Genomic DNA, 16288 nt, shown 5'->3' on the forward strand with positions numbered 1-16288 from the left:
CACGCTGTTGAGTTCTCAAGGATCGGACGCACCCACACACCCACCCCATCAGGGCAAGAAGCGCAGGGCAACTTCACAATCTTACCCGGCAGATCCAGGACTGTTGACCAGTCGTTCCGGAGCCGGAACCTCTACCTTACACCAGCGAAGCCGCCAGTGGAAGTTGAGGATTTGTGTTCGCTGCTTGGAGGGGAGCCAGGCCTTCAGGCCTTCCGCTCAACCGCTTGGGGCGAACAAGTAATAATTTACGTGGATCCCGGGCATCCGGCAAATCAGCCCCGTATCCCGGGCGTGTCGCGCCTCCCGCCGACGTAGTCTCGCGTCATGGGACCCACCAGTGACACCCCGCTCCGGCCGCAGGATTCCGGGCTCCTCCCCCGTGTGCTGGCGGAGCTGGGTCTGCGCGCCGACGCTCTCACGCTCCCCGCCGGCGCGGCGTCGGCCGTACAGCTGCCCTCCCATCTCGCCGCGGGCGAGCTCGCCTGGACCAGCATCGGAGCCGCGGCGACCGCGATCGCGACAGCGTCGGCCGAGGACGGGCATCCGCTCCTCCCCGATCCCGACCTCGTGGCCGCGGCCTATCGCAGCGACCGGCACCTGCGCGTGGACGGCGAGGCGATCGAGGGGTTCGCTCCTCTCTCGGGGTTCTGGCGCACCGCTGACGGGTGGGTGCGCACGCACGGCAACTACGCGCACCATGCCGCCGCCCTCCGCACAGGCCTCCGTCTTGGGGACGGCGTCACCCCCGACGAGGTCGCCTCGGCGCTGCGCACGATGACATCCGTGCAGGCGATGACTGCCGTCCAGGCGCACGGCGGTCTCTGCGTCCCTGTGCGACAGGAGGATCCGCGCGAGGATGCCGCGCTGCGGACCACTCCGCTGATCCAGGTGTCCCGACTCGGCGACTCCCGACCGCGCGCACTCCCCCGCCCCACGGCGGCCTCACCCCTGTCGGGCATCCGCGTGCTCGACCTGACCCGAGTGATCGCCGGTCCTGTCGCGACGCGCACTCTGGCTTTCGCCGGTGCCGAGGTGCTGCGACTCGACCCTCCATTGCGGGAGGAGATCAGCTGGCAGCACTTCGACACCGGTCACGGCAAGCGGACCGCTCTCCTGGACATCGCTGCGGATCGCGAGCGCTTCGATGCGCTGCTCGCCGATGCCGACGTGATCGTGCTCGGCTATCGTCCGGACGGACTGCGCCGGCTCGGCCTGGATCCTCGGTCGCTGGTCTCCCGGTATCCGCAGCTCGTCGTCGCGCAGCTGAGCGCCTGGCCCGGCGACGACTCCGCCCGAGGGTTCGACAGCATCGTGCAGGCGGCCTGCGGCATCTCGTGGGCGGACTCGGCCGACGGACGGGTCCCCGGCGCGCTGCCTGCGCAGGCGCTGGACCATTCGGCCGGATATCTGCTCGCCGCGGGGATCGCCGCAGCGCTGTGCCGGCGTGAGGAGGTGGGCGGCTCCTGGTACGTGCGCACCTCGCTGCGGCGGGTGGCCGCCGAGCTGCTCGGGATGCCCCGGGGAGAGCCGCATCGAGCGCCGGAGCACGAGGTCCGGACGCAGGAGTTCGAGGTCGGCGGGCACAGCGTCACGACGGGCGAGCCCGCCGTGCGCTGGCAGGGCGGACCGGTGCGGTTCGCCGCTCCGCGCCCGTGGGGCGCCGATGCGCCCGAGTGGTGATCAGACGGAGTGGTGATCAGACTGTACGGCGGCGACCGGAGAGCAGCACGACCACCACGCAGAGGGCGAGCGTCATCAGTCCCCACAGGCCCGACGCGAGCGGCAGCGTCCGGTAGGCCAGCTGCTGCACGCTGAGCGATTCGCCCGGCGGCCCGTAGACGGACAGCCCGATGAGCCAGCCCCCGATCAGGAACACCGGCAACGTCAGGTACCAGCTCCAGCGCACCCAGGCGGGCAGCATCCGCGGCCGATACACGATGCCCCGCCGACGCAGCCACAGCACCGCGCATACGCCGAGGAGCAGCAGGCCGACGGCGCTCGAACCGTGCTGCAGCCACTTGTATCCGGGCATCGGGCCCCAGGACTGCTGCAGCGCGGGGATCGCCTCGACGCCCCAGCGGCCTTCGTGCGTGAACAGGTCCCAGGCGATGTGCGAGAGCACCCCGATCAGCAGCGAGATGACCAGCAGGAGCGGGTAGCCCGGCTTCTCGCGGGACGCGAACAGCTCGAGCGCCGCGTCACGACCGGTCCGGCGCCAGGCATCCGGAAGACGCGCGGCCACGGCATCCGGAGCGAGATGCACCAGCGCCGGCCGCAGCACCAACCGCCACACGGCCAGCAGGCCGAGGGCGATCAGCGCCGTCCAGACGATGTTCGTCGTGGAATGCGTGAACCCGTACGACGGCCCGAGTCCGCGCAGGAAGAGCGGCAGGTCCGGTGTCATCGCCCCGACCGCGATCGCCGCCGGCACCAGCGGCGTGCGCACGAAGGGCAGCGCGACGATCGCGTGGCTGGGCGTGAAGGGCATCGATTCGCCGGGTCAGCCGAGGAACACGCCCGCGAGCGTCTTCTTGCCGCGACGCAGCACGGACACACCGCCGGGCAGCGAGCCCTGCACGGTCGCCGAGTCGTCCGCGACCCGCTCGCCGTCCAGCGAGACCCCGCCCTGCGAGATCGCGCGGCGCGCCTCGGAGACGCTGGAGACCAGTCCCGTGGCGACGAGGGCCTCGGCGACCGGCGTGCCGGCGGCGACCGTCGCGTTCGGGAGCTCCTCGAGGGCGGTGCGCAGCGTGGCCGCGTCCAGCGCGGACAGGTCCCCCTGGCCGAACAGCGCCTCGGATGCCGCGATCACGGCGGCCGTCGCCTCCGCCCCGTGCACCGTCACGCACACCTCGAGCGCGAGACGCTTCTGCGCGGCACGGCGGAACGGCTCGGACTCGACCAGGGCCGCGTACTCCTCGATCTCGGCGCGCGTCAGGAACGTGAAGACCTTCAGCCGGTCGACGACATCGGCGTCCGTCGTCCCGAGCCAGAACTGGTACATCCGGTACGGGCTGCACATCTCGGCGTCCAGCCAGATGGCGTTGCCCTCGCTCTTGCCGAACTTGGTGCCGTCGCTGTTCGTGATCAGCGGCGTCCCGATCGCGTGCGCGGACACCCCCTCGACGCGGTGGATCAGGTCGGTGCCGCTGGTGAGGTTGCCCCACTGGTCGGAGCCGCCGGTCTGCAGCACGCAGCCGTACAGGCGGTAGAGCTCCAGGAAGTCCATGCCCTGCAGGATCTGGTAGCTGAACTCCGTGTAGCTGATCCCGGCGTCCGAGTTCAGGCGCGCGGCGACCGCGTCCTTCTTCAGCATCGTGCCGACGCGGTAGTGCTTGCCGATCTCGCGCAGGAAGTCGATGGCGCTCATCGGCGCGGTCCAGTCGAGGTTGTTGACCATGCGCGCGGCGTTCTCGCCCTCGAAGCTGAGGAAGCGCTCGACCTGGGCGCGCAGCCGGCCCACCCACTCCTCGACCGTCTCGCGCGTGTTCAGCGTGCGCTCCGCGGTCGGGCGGGGGTCGCCGATCAGGCCGGTGGAACCGCCGACGAGTCCGAGGGGCTTGTGCCCGGCGAGCTGCAGACGGCGCAGCAGCAGCAGCTGCACGAGGTTGCCGAGGTGCAGGCTGGGGGCCGTCGGGTCGAAGCCGCAGTAATACGTGATCGGGTCCCCGGCGAGAAGGGCGCGCAGCGCCTCCTGATCGGTGGACACGTGGACGAGGCCGCGCCACAGCAGCTCGTCCCACACGTTCTCGAACGTGGGATCGAGCGCCACGGAGGCGGTCGTCAGAGCGGGATTCGACACGCGTTCCAGGCTATCAGCGCGGATCGCGCGCTCCGCTCCCGCGTGACGTCGGATGCCCGTGCCATGCTGGCGGCATGCCGTCCCTGGACCCCTTCGCCTCCGCAGTGCTGGCCTCAGCGATCGTGGTGGTGCTGCTGGTGACGCTCGTGCTCTCGCTCGTGGGGCTGCGCCGGCCGTCGACCGTCCTGGCCGCCGTCGGCGGTGCGCTCGTGGCGGCCGCGCTGACCATCGTCGTGGTCCTGCCTCCGGGCGCGACGCCCCTGCTGGGCGTGCCGATCACCGTGCTGGGGTTCGCCGCCGCGACGGTCGGCGGCAATCCGTTCACCCGGCGCGCGCTCGATATCGCCGCAGGCAACCGCGTGCGCGAGACCGAGGACGGCGGCATCGTGATCCTCGCCTCGCACGATGCCGACCCCGCGCACGCGCGGACCCTCATGCGCGGCGGCACCGTCATCGGCTACCTGGAGCGCATCTGCACCGTGGTGGCGATCGCGGTGGGCTTCCCCGAGGCCATCGCCGCGATCATCGCGGTGAAGGGCATCGGCCGGTTCCCGGAGCTCGCCGAGGCCGAGGCCAGGGAGCGCTTCATCATCGGTACGCTCGCCAGTCTGCTCTGGGCCGGCGCGGTCGGCACGGTGATCCGTCTCGCGCTCGTCTGAGCGCGCTCCGTTCAGGTCAGCTCGAGCAGCCGGAACCCCTCCACGACGCTGCCCGCCCCCGATGACGACAGCGCCTGGGACACCGCCGACTGCGTGATGCCCTCGGACGCGGCGAGTTCGGACTGAGTGCGGGAGAGGCAGCGGCCGTAGGCGAGACGACGGGTGCGCTCGCTCATCGCTCCGACCAGCTCGTCCCTGGAAAGAAGATAGGCGTTCGCCCAGCGGACGGCGTCCGGCGACACCTCGTCCGTGCTCTCATGGGCGACGACCCAGGTCCGCGCCTGCGGCGCGGTGCGCCGCTGGAGCGTCTCCACCTGCTCGATCGCGCTGCGCGCCGCCCACCAGCCGGGGCCGTCGGAGATCCCCCGATCGGATGCCGTGGAGGGAACGGTTCCCACCTCCCCGACGCCGATCCCGTAGCGGAACTCGACACCGTCGGGCAGTGCGAGCCGCAGCAGCAGAATGGTCCCGAGCGCCGCCTCCAGCGTCGGATAGACGGCCTGCTGCTCGTCGCCCACGGTCGGACGCATTCCCTCGACCGCCACGGGGAGGTCTCGCTCCACCTGTGCGATCGCCGCGTCGAGGGCGCTCTGCGCGTCTCCCCTGTCGAGGAGTCTGCGGGAGCCGATGATGTCGGCTGTCACGACGACTGCCATGCGATCAGCTTATCACTGATATTTCAGGAATATAAGGAGAAGCCTGATGTTCCGTGAATATCAGAGACCCAGAGCGTGTGCCGCGGCCTGCGTGCGCGCCACGAGCTCAGCCCGCTGCTCGGCCACTCGCACAGGAGCCGTGCCGCCGGCGCCGGTGCGTGACGCCACCGAGCCCTCGATCGAGAGCACGTCACGGACGGCCGGAGTCAGGTGCTCCGACACCGAGCGCAGCAGCTCGTCATCGGCATCCTCCAGCCCGATCCCGCGCTCCTCGCAGGCTCGCACCAGCGCACCGGAGATCTCGTGCGCGTCGCGGAACGGCACGCGCTGCTTGACCAGCCACTCGGCGACGTCCGTCGCCAGCGAGAAGCCCTGCGGTGCGAGCTCAGCCATGCGCGCCGTGTCGAAGCGCAGCGTGGCGATCATGCCCGCGAACGCCGGCAGCACGACCTCGAGGGTGCGGACCGAGTCGAAGACCGGCTCCTTGTCCTCCTGCAGGTCGCGGTTGTACGCGAGCGGAAGGCCCTTGAGCGTGGCGAGCAGCCCGGTCAGGTTGCCGATCAGGCGGCCGGACTTGCCGCGCGCGAGCTCGGCGATGTCGGGGTTCTTCTTCTGCGGCATGATGCTGGACCCGGTGGAGTACGCGTCGTCGAGCGTGACGAATCCGAACTCGCGGGTGTTCCAGAGGATGATCTCCTCCGACAGGCGGGACAGGTCGATGCCCGTCATCGCGGCGATGAACGCGAACTCCGCGACCACGTCGCGAGCGGCGGTGCCGTCCAGCGAGTTCTCCGCGGGACGGTCCAGCCCCAGCTCGCGAGCCACGAGCGCCGGGTCGAGACCGAGAGTGGACCCGGCCAGCGCTCCCCCGCCATAGGGCGAGAAGCCGGCGCGGCGACGCCAGTCGACCAGGCGCTCCAGTTCGCGCACCAGGGGCCAGGCGTGCGCCTGCAGGTGGTGTGCGAGCAGCACCGGCTGAGCGTGCTGCAGGTGCGTGCGCCCCGGGAGGATGGCATCCGGGTGCGCCTCGGCCTGCGCGACCAGGGCGTCGATGACGCGCAGCAGGTCGCGGGCGATCACCCGGGCGTGATCGATCAGGTACATGCGCACGAGCGTCGCGATCTGATCGTTGCGGCTGCGGCCGGCGCGCAGGCGCCCGCCCACTTCGGGACCGATCTCGGCGATCAGCGCCTTCTCGAGCGCGCCGTGCACGTCCTCGTCGCCCGGGTCGGGCAGCAGCGTGCCGTCCGCGATCCTCGCGGCGAGGGCGTCGAGGCCGGCGTGCATGATGCGCGCCTCCTCCGCCTCCAGGTACCCGGCGGCCTCGAGAGCCGTGGCGTGCGCGTGGGACCCCGCGATGTCGTACGGGGCGAGAATCCAGTCGAAGTGCGTGGACCGGCTCAGCTCGGCGAGCTCGGGCGACGGACCGCCCGCGAACCGTGCACCCCAGAGAGCGCCCTCGTTCGTGCCGTGCGCCTCGGAGCTCATGCGGCGTCCTCCTGCTTGCCCAGGAGCCAGACCAGCAGCGCCTTCTGCGCGTGCAGGCGGTTCTCGGCCTCGTCCCAGACCACGCTCTGCGGCCCGTCGATGACCTCGGAGTCCACCTCGTAGCCGCGATCGGCGGGCAGGCAGTGGATGAAGATGGCCTCGGGATCGGCGAGGTCCATGATCTCGGTGGTGACCTTGTAGCCGCCCAGGTCGCGGAGCCGCTCGATCTTCTCCTCCTCCTTGCCCATCGACACCCAGGTGTCGGTCACGACGATGTCGGCGCCGAGCGCCGCCTCGCGCGGGTCCGTGAGCAGGGTGACGGATCCGCCCGTCTCGGCGGCGCGCTTCTCGGCGGCGGCGACCACGTCCGGGCGGGGTGCGTAGGCATCCGGCGCGGCCACGCGCACGTGCATTCCGGCGGTGACGCAGGCGAGCAGGTAGGAGTGCGCCATGTTGCTGCGGCCGTCGCCGTAGAACGACAGCGTGAGTCCCTTGAGCTCGCCCTTGTGCTCGCGGATCGTGAGCAGGTCGGCCAGCAGCTGGCAGGGGTGGAAGTCGTCCGAGAGCGCGTTGACGACCGGCACGCGGGTGCCGCGCGCCATCTCCTCGAGACCGGACTGCGCGTAGGTGCGCCACACGATCGCCGCCACCTGCCGCTCCAGCACGCGGGCGGTGTCGGACGGCGTCTCCTTGCCGCCGAGCTGGCTGTTGGCGGTGGAGATGATCAGCGGCGAGCCGCCGAGGTCCGCGATCCCGACGGCGAACGACACCCGGGTGCGGGTGGAGGACTTGTCGAAGATCACGGCGACCGTCTGCGGGCCGGCGAGGGCCTTGTTGGACCAGCGGTCCTTCTTCAGCTCGATCGCGAGATTCAGCACCTCGCTCTGCTCGGCGGGGGTCAGGTCGTCATCGCGAAGCAGGTGGCGGGTCATGCGGGGGTCTCCATGGTCGAGTGTGCGGATGCTGTGGCGTCGAGCGCCGCGCTGAAGAGGGTGAGGAACTCCGCCACCTCGGCGTCGCCGATCGTGTACGCGGGGGCGATGCGGATGATGTCCTCGGTGGGTGCATTGATGATCAGGCCGCGTTCATGAGCGGCCGCTCGCACCTCGGCGGCGACGGGCGCGGACAGGCGGATGCCGATGAGCAGCCCCGCCCCGGTGGTGCCGGTCACGAACGGGAGGTCCGCGACCGCCGCACGCAGCTGAGCGCCGCGCGCGTTGACGTTGTCGAGAAGGCCGGTCTCCTCGATGAAGCCCAGCGTGGCGTTGGCCACCGCAGCGGCCAGCGGGTTGCCGCCGAACGTCGAGTTGTGAGTGCCGGGGTAGAACAGCTCGCTGGCCGCGCCGAACGTGATGAGGGCGCTCAGCGGGAAGCCTGCACCGATGCTCTTGGCCATCGTCACGGCGTCGGGGACGATGCCCTCGCGCTGGAACGCGAACCACGTGCCGGTGCGCCCGGAACCTGTCTGCACCTCGTCGAGGATGAGCAGCGCGTCGTGCTCGGCCGTCAGCTCCCTGGCACGGGCGAGGAAGCCCTCGGGGAGCTCGACGACGCCCGCCTCGCCCTGGATGGGCTCGACGATCATGGCCGCCACTCCCCCGGCAGCGAACGCCGCCTCGAGGCTCTCGATCGAGCGCGACACGGTCACCACATCGGGGACGGCGGGCAGGAAGGGATCGCGGTACATCGCCTTGGGCGTGAGCGACAGCGCACCCATGGTGCGGCCGTGGAACGCCCCCTCGACGACGATCATCTTCGTGCGGCCGGAGGGCTTGCCGTGCAGACGGGCGAGCTTGAAGGCCATCTCGTTGGCCTCGCTGCCGGAGTTCGCGAGGAACACCCGGCCCGCGTCGCCGGTGCCCGCCAGACGCTTGAGTCGTGCGGCGAGCTCGAGCTGGCCGGGGCTGGCGAAGTAGTTCGACACGTGCGCGAGCGTCGCGGCCTGCTTCGAGACCGCCTCGACGAACACCGGGTGGGCGGTGCCCAGGCAGTTCACCGCGATGCCGCCGAGGAAGTCGAGGTAGCGCTTCTCATCGGCATCCCACAGCCAGGATCCCTCGCCGCGGGTGAGCAGAGCGAACCGGCCGCCCAGGCTCATCAGATCGTGTGCTGCGTCCTCGTTCCAGTCGCTCATGCGACGACCTCCGTGCCGATGCCCTTGCTGGTGAACAGTTCGACGAGCACTGAGTGCGGCACGCGTCCGTCGATGATGGCGGCGGCGTCCACGCCGCCCTGCACGGCGTCCAGGCAGGCGCGCATCTTCGGGATCATCCCGGACTCCAGCGCCGGAAGCATCTCGGTGAGCGCCTCGGCGGTGATGTGCGAGACGAGCGAGTCGCGGTTCGGCCAGTCGGCGTACAGGCCGGCGACATCCGTCAGGATCACCAGCTTGCGGGCGCCGAGGGCCACGGCGAGCGCCGCCGCAGCGGCATCCGCGTTCACGTTCAGCGACTGCCCGGGGTGATCCAGGTCGGGCGCGATCGAAGAGACCACGGGGATCCGTCCCGCCGCGAGATGGTCCAGCACCGGCGTCGGATCGACCTGCACCACGTCGCCGACGCGACCCAGATCGACCTCCTGACCGTCGATGACCACACCGCGGCGGCGTCCGCCGAACAGGCCGGCATCCTCGCCGCTCACGCCCGTGGCGATGGGACCGTGCGAGTTGATCTTGCCGACCAGCTGCGGGTTGACCTGCCCGGTGAGCACCATGCGCACGACGCTGATCGCCTCGGTGTTGGTGACGCGGTATCCGCCCTTGAACTCGCTGGGGATGTCGAGCCGGTCCAGCATCGTCGAGATCTGGGGACCGCCGCCGTGCACGACCACGGGCTGCACGCCCACGTAGCGCAGGTAGGCGATGTCCTGCGCGAAGGCGTCCTGCAGCTCATCGCTGACCATGGCGTTGCCGCCGTACTTGACCACGACGATCTGATCGCGGAACTTCTTCAGCCACGGCAGTGACTCGATGAGGGTGGCGGCCTTGTAGGCGGCCTCCTCGGGTGCGGTGTCCTGGAGCTGGGTCATGAGGCGTAGGCGCTGTTCTCGTGCACGTAGTCGTGGGTCAGGTCGTTGGTGAGGATCGTGGCGGTGGCGTCGCCCGCCTTCAGGTCGATCAGCAGGTGCGTGGCGCGCGGGGTCAGGTCGACCTCCTCGCGCGGACGGTCCGGTCCGCCGTTCGAGCAGACGCGGATGCCGTTCATCGTGACGTCGACGGCGTAGGGGTCGAACTCCGCGCAGGTGGTGCCGATCGCGGCGAGCACGCGGCCCCAGTTCGGGTCGTTGCCGAAGATCGCCGCCTTGAACAGGTTGTTGCGCGCGACCGAGCGCCCGACCTCGACCGCGTCGGTCTCGGTGACGGCGTTCACGACCTCGATGGTGATGTCGTGGCTGGCGCCCTCGGCGTCGCCCTGCAGCTTCTGCGCGAGCTCGACGCACAGCTCGGCGAGCGCGGCGTCGAAGTCGTCCAGGTCGGGACGGATGCCGCTGGCACCGCTCACGAGCAGGGTCACCTGGTCGTTCGTGGACATGCAGCCGTCCGAGTCGAGCCGGTCGAAGCTGACGTTCGTCGCCCTGCGCAGCGCCGCGTCGGCCTCGGATGCCTCGAGATCGGCATCCGTGGTGATGACGACGAGCATCGTGGCGAGGCCGGGGGCGAGCATGCCCGCGCCCTTCGCCATCGCTCCGATCGTCCAGCCGTCGCGCGTGACGACAGCGGTCTTCGAGACCGTGTCGGTGGTCATGATGGCCTCTGCGGCGAGCTGGCCGCCGTCGGCGGACAGCGAGGCGATGCCCTGCTCGACGCCGTCGAGCACCTTGCCACGGAACACCTCGTCGCCGGTGCCGATGAGGCCTGTGGAACAGACCAGGATGTCTCCGGCGCTCACCTCGAGCAGCTCGGCGGCCTTCTCGGCGGTGAGGTGGCTGGTCTGGAACCCGAACGCGCCGGTGAAGCAGTTCGCGCCACCGGAGTTCAGCACGATCGCCTCGACCGTGCGGTCGGCGATGACCTGCTGCGACCACAGGACGGGGTTGGCCTTGGCGCGGTTGCTGGTGAAGACCGCCGCTCCCACCTTGCGGGGCCCGCGGTTGACGACCACGGCCACGTCCGGCTTGCCGGTGCTCTTCAGACCGACGGCGACGCCGGCTGCTTCGAATCCCTGGGGTGCGGTGACGCTCACGGCGCTACTCCGTTCACGGTGAGGGCGCGGTCCTCGGGAAGGCCCAGCGCGAGGTTCATGGACTGCACGGCGGCGCCGGCCGTTCCCTTGACGAGGTTGTCGACCGCGGTGACGACGGTCACGCGGTTCGCCGCGCGGTCGATGGCGATGCCCATCAGCGCGGTGTTGGCGCCCAGCACGTCGGCGGTGCGCGGGAACTGGCCTTCGGGCAGCAGCTGCACGAAGGTCTCGTCGCCGTACGCGGACTCCCAGGCGTCGCGGATCTGCGCGTCCGTCGCGCCGTCGGCGATCGGCGCCGTCGAGGTGGCGAGGATGCCGCGGGACATCGGGACGATCACCGGGGTGAAGGAGATGCGGATGTCTGCGGGCTCGACGTCGGATGCCGCGGCGAGCGCCTGGCGGATCTCGGGGATGTGCCGGTGCGTTCCGCCGACCGCGTAGGGGTTGGCGGTGCCGAGCAGCTCGCTGCCGAGCAGGTGCGTCTTCAGGCTCTTGCCTGCACCGGACGGCCCCACGGCGAGGACGGTCACGATGTCGGACGGAGCGATGACACCCGCCGCCACTCCGGGGGCGAGGCTGAGGCTCACGGTCGACGCGTTGCAGCCGGGAGCCGCGATGCGCGTCGCGCCGCGCAGGTTGTCGCGCTGCTTGCCGCCGTCCACGAGCAGCTCCGGGACCCCGTAGGTCCACGGATCGTGGAAGGCGCCGCCGTAGAAGGCGTCCCACGCATCCTGCGAGGTGAGGCGGTGGTCGGCGCCCGCGTCGATCACGAGCGGCACCTCGCCCAGAGCATCCGTGTACTGCCCCGACTGCCCGTGCGGCAGCGCGAGGAAGACGATGTCGTGTCCGGCGAGGATCTCGGGGGTGGTGTCCTGAAGCGTGAGATGCGCGAGCGAGCGCAAGTGCGGCTGATGCTGCACGAGCGGCTGACCGGCGTTGGAGTGCGCGGTGACGGTGCGGATCTCGATGTCGGGATGCGCGGCGAGAAGCCGCAGGATCTCGCCTCCTGCATAGCCTGATGCGCCGGAGACGGCGACGGAGTACGTCATGGTTCTACCTTAACGGTCGAGTCGCGCCCGATGACGGGCATGACCCAGTGACAGTGGACCGGGGCGGCGACACCGGCTCCGGCCTCGAACCATCGCGGAACGGGCTGCGCGGGGTCGCCTAGAGTCGGCGGCCGGCGCGGCGTCGGCGCACGGGAGCGACGCCCGGAAGGGGCGTCAGCGTGATGTGTGCGGCCGAAGGCATGACGCGACAGTAGCGTCGATCGCGCAGCATCCGCAAATCCGCGGCGTCACACTCTCCGCTGCCGCCCGCTCCGCCGAGTTCAGCGCAGATCGAAGAACGCCCTCTCGTGCTCTGCCGCAGCGACGAACGCCCGGTGCATGCGACGCCGGCGCTCCCCGTCGGCACCCGCGGCCGCAGCGACGACATAGCCGATCGCCCGCTCGGTGGCGATCGCGAAGGCGGGGTCGGCGTACGTCACCAGCCACGAGGCGTACGGATGCCGCGGGTCGGTCGCGTATGCGCCGAAGTCGCCGGCGTGCAGTCGGCGTCCCAGATCCGTGTACAGCCAGAAGCACGGCAGGACCGCCGCGATCAGCACGCCGTAGTCGCCGGAGAACGCGGCGGCGCGGAGGTGATCGAGGTAGGCGGTGTTCACCGGGCTCGGCTCGGCGGCGAAGGTCGCCGCCGAGATCCCCGTCTCGGGCGTCAGCCACGTGGCGTGCAGCTCGAGCTCACCCGCGATCGAGCCGTGCGAGGACTCTGCCCAGAACGCCTGCTCCTCGGGGGTGGGCGCCAGGCGGGCGGCCTCTGCCAGCACGCGCGCGTACTCGCGCAGGTACAGGGCGTCCTGCGCGAGGTAGGCCAGGAACAGCTCGCGATCGAGGGTTCCGTCGGCGAGGGCGCGGATGAACGGCAGCTCGTCGATGTCGCGCCGGATGCCCGCGATGCTCCGCCACCAGTCCGAGCGGATGTCCGGGGCCGTCGGTGACGTCTCGAGGCCGCCGCGTCGCCACAGCCCGGCGAAGTGGTTGGCGGGGCCGTGTCCGCGACCTACGTGCAGTTCGTCGCTCGCGCGCAACGCCTCGCGCAGCCAGGCCCGGGATCCGGCGACGGCTTCTGCGGGCGATTCGCCGCGCGCCAGACGGGTGGCGAGCGCCGAGGACAGCGAGCATCCGGTGCCATGCGTGTTCGCGGTCTCGATGCGGGCGCCCGGGAACTCGACGATCGGACCGCGTCCGACGAGGGCGTCCGGGGCGTCGGCGCCCTCGAGGTGACCGCCCTTGACGAGCACCTGCGTGTCGATCGCGGCGGAGAGCACGGATGCCGCGGCGAGCGCGTCCTCCCAGCGGGTGACCTCCCGGCCGGTCAGTACGCCGAGCTCGGAGAGGTTCGGGGTGACCACATCGGCGCGACGCAGCAGATCACCCAGCGCCTGCTCGGCCTCGGCGCCCAGCAGCCGGTCGCCGCTGGTGGCGATCATCACGGGGTCGATGACGACGATCGGCGGACGCACGGTGTCGAGCCAGCCGGCGACGACGCGGATGACGTCCGCGGTCGCGAGCATCCCGACCTTCACCGCGTCGATGACGACGTCGTCCGAGATCGCGTCGAGCTGGTCGCGCAGGAACCCGGCCGGCGGCACGTGCACAGCCCGCACCCCCTGTGTGTTCTGCGCGGTGAGTGCGGTGATCGCCGCCATGCCGTAGCCGCCGTTCGCGGCGATGGACTTCAGGTCCGCCTGGATGCCCGCACCGCCGGACGGATCGCTGCCGGCGATGCTGAGCACCCGGGGAACGCCTGCGGCGCGCCAGCGGCTCAGGAACTCGGCGGCTCGCTGCGCCGGGTCCTCGGCCGCGCACAGGGCCGAGACGACGGCGAGTCCTGCCGCACCGGCGTCGCGCAGCTGCTCGGTGTCGTCGATGCCCACGCCGCCGATCGCGACGCAGGGCAGCGGGCTCATGTCCGCGAACGCGCGGAAGCCGTCCACTCCGAGTGCCGGCGGGTGGTCGGGTTTGGTGCTGGTCGGGCGGATCACGCCGACTCCGAGGTAGTCGACGGTGCCCGCCGGAAGCGCGAGCACGGCCTCGAGGTGCTCGGGGCTGTTGGCCGTGAGACCGATCAGCGCATCGGGGCCGAGCTCGGCGCGGGCGCGGAGCACCGATGCGTCGTCCTGTCCCAGGTGCACGCCGTCGACGCGGGCGCCGGCCTCGCGGGCGGCGAGCACCGCGTCGAGCCGGTCGTTCACGACGAGGAGCGCGCGGCCGTCGATGACGCGCGACAGCTCGATCAGCCGAGCTGCGGTCTCGGCATCCGTCGCGTCCTTGTCGCGCAGCTGCACGATTCGGGCGCCGCCGTCGACGGCCAGGCGCACGGTCTCGGACACCCCGCGATCGCCGCACAGCGTCGGGTCGGTGACGAGGTACAGCGAGAGGTCGGCGTTCACAGCGTCCCCGCCTCGATGCGCGCCTCGGTGGCGATGTCCTCAGGGTGCAGCCCGGCGAGGTCATCGAGCAGCGCGACGGCGAAGCTGCCCGGTCCCGCGGAGCGCGCGGCCGCTCGCTCCGCGGCGATCGTGTAGACGAGGCTCGCCGCCGCGACGGCGATCAGGGCATCCGCGCCGGTGCTGCGGGCGGCACCGAGGAAGGCCGCCATCACCGCCCCGAGTGCACAGCCGCCGCCGGTCACCCGGGTGAGCAGCTCGTCACCGTTCGCGAGCCGCAGCACCCGCTCCCCGTCGGTGATGAGATCGACGGGACCGGACACCGCCACGACGCTGCCGTGGCGGTGCGCCAGCACGCGCGCGGCCTCGGCTGCGGCATCCGTCGTGTCGGTCGCGTCGACGCCGCGACCGCCGGCGCTGAGACCGGCGAGTGCGAGGATCTCGGATGCATTGCCGCGGATCGCGGTCGGGCGCTGCTCCGCGAGCTCGTGTGCGAGGGCCGTGCGGATCGGCAGCGCCCCGATCGCGACGGGATCGAGCACCCAGGGCGTGCCTGCTGCGTTCGCGCCGGTGGCGGCTTCGAGGCCGGCCGCGCGCTGCTCAGGTGTCGGTGTGCCGAGGTTGATCAGCACGCCCGAGGCGATGCCCGCGAACATGCCGGCCTCGCCGACGATGTCGACCATCGCCGGGGCCGCGCCGACGGCGAGCAGCACGTTGGCGGTGAAGCCGGTGACCACCGCGTTCGTGATGCAGTGCGTGAGGGGCGGGGCCGCGCGCAGCGCCCCCAGCAGGTCGGCTGCCTCGGTGACGAGGCCGGGGGCGGATGCAGGACGCAGAGGATCGCTCATTCGCGACATCCCTTCGCTAGTACGAACTAGATCAGGTTCGACGGGTCTGTTCTCAGCCGCGGATGCGGCACCCCGTGTCACTGTTCGTGAGTCTAGCGAACGCCGTCACCGGCGGAGCATCCGGTGACGCCGGCGTCCGTCCTCAGCGGCGGGCGTCCGATCGTCTCAGGCGTCAGCCGGATCGGCGTCGGCCCGCACGAGCTGATCGATGAGCTCCTGCTCCTCCGTGCGGGTCAGTCCCGCGCGGCGCTCGCGATCGACACCGCGGGCGCGCTCGTCCTGGAGAACGCGCCGGATCGTGTCGTCGATCGGCGTGAGACGACCACCGGATGCCTTGTACGCAGTGTTGTCCCGACGCGCGAAACCGGGCATGTCGGCGGGGAGCCACAGCGGCAGGGAGCGCTCCCCCATCCAGTAGTCCACCCCGTGCTCGCGCAGCCACTCGTCGGAGGTCTCGAGCAGCTCCCCGGTGTGCCCGGTGGCGGAGCGGACGCGGTTCAGGACGTCGACGAGCGGCCGGGCGTCGCCGATCGCGTTGACGATACCGTGCCTGCTCCCGCTCACCAGCAGCTCGGCGACGTCGTCGACGTCGATCACCTGCGTGTACCTGTCGGCGAGGGTGGGGACGAGCACGGGCCGGTTCCCCGCGCGGTCGAACGCCGCCGCCCAGTACCCGAAGCGGTCGCTGGGATCCCCTTCGCCGACGATCAGGCCGGGCCGGACGATGAACGCCCGCTCCCCCAGCGCCGCCACGGCGCGCTCCGCGGCGACCTTCTCCGCGCCGTACTCGTACTCGTCGCCCTCCTGCGCGGGCTCGTGCAGTGCCCCGGCTTCGTCGAGCCCGACGGTCGTGTCGTCGGAGTACGCCGACATCGACGAGACGTAGGTCCAGTGCGCCGTGCTCGCACCGAGCGCCGCGACCGCCTCGCGCACGTGCCGTGCCCGGGAGGAGATGTCGACGATCTCGTCCCAGTGCTGCTCGCTCAAGCGGTCGTACACCGCCGGATCATCGCGATCCCCGCGCAGCAGCACCGCGCCTTCCGGCACCGGTCGTCCGCCCCGCGCGAGGCAGGTCACCTGGGCGCCGGCATCCCGCCATCTCTCCGCGATCCGTCCCGAGAGCCATCCTGTTCCGCCGAGCACGAGCACCTGTGTCATACGACCATGACAGCAGTCTCCGCGCCGTGCAGGAAGAGGTTCCGC

14 protein-coding genes and 1 riboswitch are annotated in these 16288 nt (G+C 71.2%); of the genes, 2 read left to right on the top strand and 12 right to left on the bottom strand.

What is annotated here, in order from left to right; all coding sequences use genetic code 11:
• Positions 1–324: 324 nt before the first annotated feature.
• The gene (locus MIAR_RS11440) at positions 325–1680 is read left to right on the top strand and encodes a CoA transferase (protein ID WP_285635814.1); all 1356 of its coding nucleotides are present in this window, start codon (positions 325–327) and stop codon (positions 1678–1680) included.
• Between the two features lie 16 nt (positions 1681–1696).
• Here MIAR_RS11440 and MIAR_RS11445 read toward each other — a convergent pair whose 3' ends face one another.
• Both MIAR_RS11445 and tyrS read right to left on the bottom strand, forming a co-directional pair.
• Positions 1697–2488, bottom strand: coding sequence for a DUF4184 family protein (locus MIAR_RS11445; protein ID WP_285635817.1), 792 nt, complete (start codon positions 2486–2488; stop codon positions 1697–1699).
• 12 nt (positions 2489–2500) lie between these two features.
• Positions 2501–3802 carry a tyrosine--tRNA ligase gene (tyrS, locus tag MIAR_RS11450; protein ID WP_285635819.1) on the bottom strand — a complete coding sequence of 434 codons (1302 nt, stop codon included), beginning with the start codon at positions 3800–3802 and terminating at the stop codon, positions 2501–2503.
• A gap of 74 nt (positions 3803–3876) precedes the next feature.
• Here tyrS and MIAR_RS11455 point away from each other — a divergent pair, with 74 nt between their 5' ends.
• Positions 3877–4461 carry a hypothetical protein gene (locus MIAR_RS11455; protein ID WP_285635821.1) on the top strand — a complete coding sequence of 195 codons (585 nt, stop codon included), beginning with the start codon at positions 3877–3879 and terminating at the stop codon, positions 4459–4461.
• Between the two features lie 11 nt (positions 4462–4472).
• On the opposite strand, the gene MIAR_RS11460 is transcribed toward MIAR_RS11455, so the two are convergent.
• The 10 genes from MIAR_RS11460 to MIAR_RS11505 form a co-directional block, all read right to left on the bottom strand.
• Positions 4473–5117 (bottom strand): SatD family protein, encoded by a 645-nt coding sequence (locus MIAR_RS11460; protein ID WP_285635824.1) that lies wholly within the window; start codon positions 5115–5117, stop codon positions 4473–4475.
• Between the two features lie 60 nt (positions 5118–5177).
• On the bottom strand, positions 5178–6605 hold the full coding sequence (argH, locus tag MIAR_RS11465) for an argininosuccinate lyase (protein ID WP_285635827.1): 1428 nt from the start codon (positions 6603–6605) through the stop codon (positions 5178–5180).
• On the bottom strand, positions 6602–7537 hold the full coding sequence (argF, locus tag MIAR_RS11470) for an ornithine carbamoyltransferase (protein WP_285635830.1): 936 nt from the start codon (positions 7535–7537) through the stop codon (positions 6602–6604). Before argF ends, argH begins: the two co-directional genes overlap by 4 nt.
• Positions 7534–8739: an acetylornithine transaminase gene (locus MIAR_RS11475; RefSeq protein WP_285635833.1), complete on the bottom strand. Its 1206-nt coding sequence runs from the start codon at positions 8737–8739 to the stop codon at positions 7534–7536. The genes argF and MIAR_RS11475 overlap by 4 nt, the downstream gene beginning before the upstream one ends.
• On the bottom strand, positions 8736–9632 hold the full coding sequence (argB, locus tag MIAR_RS11480) for an acetylglutamate kinase (protein WP_285635836.1): 897 nt from the start codon (positions 9630–9632) through the stop codon (positions 8736–8738). The genes MIAR_RS11475 and argB overlap by 4 nt, the downstream gene beginning before the upstream one ends.
• Entirely contained in the window at positions 9629–10786 is a 1158-nt protein-coding gene (gene argJ, locus MIAR_RS11485; protein ID WP_285635839.1) for a bifunctional glutamate N-acetyltransferase/amino-acid acetyltransferase ArgJ, read from the bottom strand. Before argJ ends, argB begins: the two co-directional genes overlap by 4 nt.
• A complete protein-coding gene (argC, locus tag MIAR_RS11490) occupies positions 10783–11835 on the bottom strand; it encodes an N-acetyl-gamma-glutamyl-phosphate reductase (protein ID WP_285635842.1) in 1053 nt (350 codons plus the stop codon). The genes argJ and argC overlap by 4 nt, the downstream gene beginning before the upstream one ends.
• 281 nt (positions 11836–12116) lie before the next feature.
• Entirely contained in the window at positions 12117–14240 is a 2124-nt protein-coding gene (locus MIAR_RS11495; protein WP_285635845.1) for a bifunctional hydroxymethylpyrimidine kinase/phosphomethylpyrimidine kinase, read from the bottom strand.
• Positions 14237–15085 carry a hydroxyethylthiazole kinase gene (thiM, locus tag MIAR_RS11500; protein ID WP_285635848.1) on the bottom strand — a complete coding sequence of 283 codons (849 nt, stop codon included), beginning with the start codon at positions 15083–15085 and terminating at the stop codon, positions 14237–14239. Before thiM ends, MIAR_RS11495 begins: the two co-directional genes overlap by 4 nt.
• A riboswitch (TPP riboswitch) is annotated at positions 15077–15170 on the bottom strand. It overlaps the preceding gene by 9 nt.
• Before the next feature lie 80 nt (positions 15171–15250).
• On the bottom strand, positions 15251–16243 hold the full coding sequence (locus MIAR_RS11505) for an NAD-dependent epimerase/dehydratase family protein (protein WP_285635851.1): 993 nt from the start codon (positions 16241–16243) through the stop codon (positions 15251–15253).
• Positions 16244–16288 lie beyond the last annotated feature (45 nt).

Source organism: Microbacterium arabinogalactanolyticum, from assembly GCF_030268005.1.
GTDB lineage: Bacteria > Actinomycetota > Actinomycetes > Actinomycetales > Microbacteriaceae > Microbacterium > Microbacterium arabinogalactanolyticum.

What these genes read in the sequence shown, in the direction of transcription:
- MIAR_RS11445 (WP_285635817.1), bottom strand. Translation starts at nt 2,488, where the DNA reads ATGCCCTTCACGCCCAGCCACGCGATCGTCGCGCTGCCCTTCGTGCGC.
- argB (WP_285635836.1), bottom strand. Translation starts at nt 9,632, where the DNA reads ATGACCCAGCTCCAGGACACCGCACCCGAGGAGGCCGCCTACAAGGCC.
- argF (WP_285635830.1), bottom strand. Translation starts at nt 7,537, where the DNA reads ATGACCCGCCACCTGCTTCGCGATGACGACCTGACCCCCGCCGAGCAG.
- MIAR_RS11440 (WP_285635814.1), top strand. Translation starts at nt 325, where the DNA reads ATGGGACCCACCAGTGACACCCCGCTCCGGCCGCAGGATTCCGGGCTC.
- thiM (WP_285635848.1), bottom strand. Translation starts at nt 15,085, where the DNA reads ATGAGCGATCCTCTGCGTCCTGCATCCGCCCCCGGCCTCGTCACCGAG.
- MIAR_RS11475 (WP_285635833.1), bottom strand. Translation starts at nt 8,739, where the DNA reads ATGAGCGACTGGAACGAGGACGCAGCACACGATCTGATGAGCCTGGGC.
- argC (WP_285635842.1), bottom strand. Translation starts at nt 11,835, where the DNA reads ATGACGTACTCCGTCGCCGTCTCCGGCGCATCAGGCTATGCAGGAGGC.
- argH (WP_285635827.1), bottom strand. Translation starts at nt 6,605, where the DNA reads ATGAGCTCCGAGGCGCACGGCACGAACGAGGGCGCTCTCTGGGGTGCA.
- MIAR_RS11460 (WP_285635824.1), bottom strand. Translation starts at nt 5,117, where the DNA reads ATGGCAGTCGTCGTGACAGCCGACATCATCGGCTCCCGCAGACTCCTC.
- MIAR_RS11455 (WP_285635821.1), top strand. Translation starts at nt 3,877, where the DNA reads ATGCCGTCCCTGGACCCCTTCGCCTCCGCAGTGCTGGCCTCAGCGATC.
- MIAR_RS11505 (WP_285635851.1), bottom strand. Translation starts at nt 16,243, where the DNA reads ATGACACAGGTGCTCGTGCTCGGCGGAACAGGATGGCTCTCGGGACGG.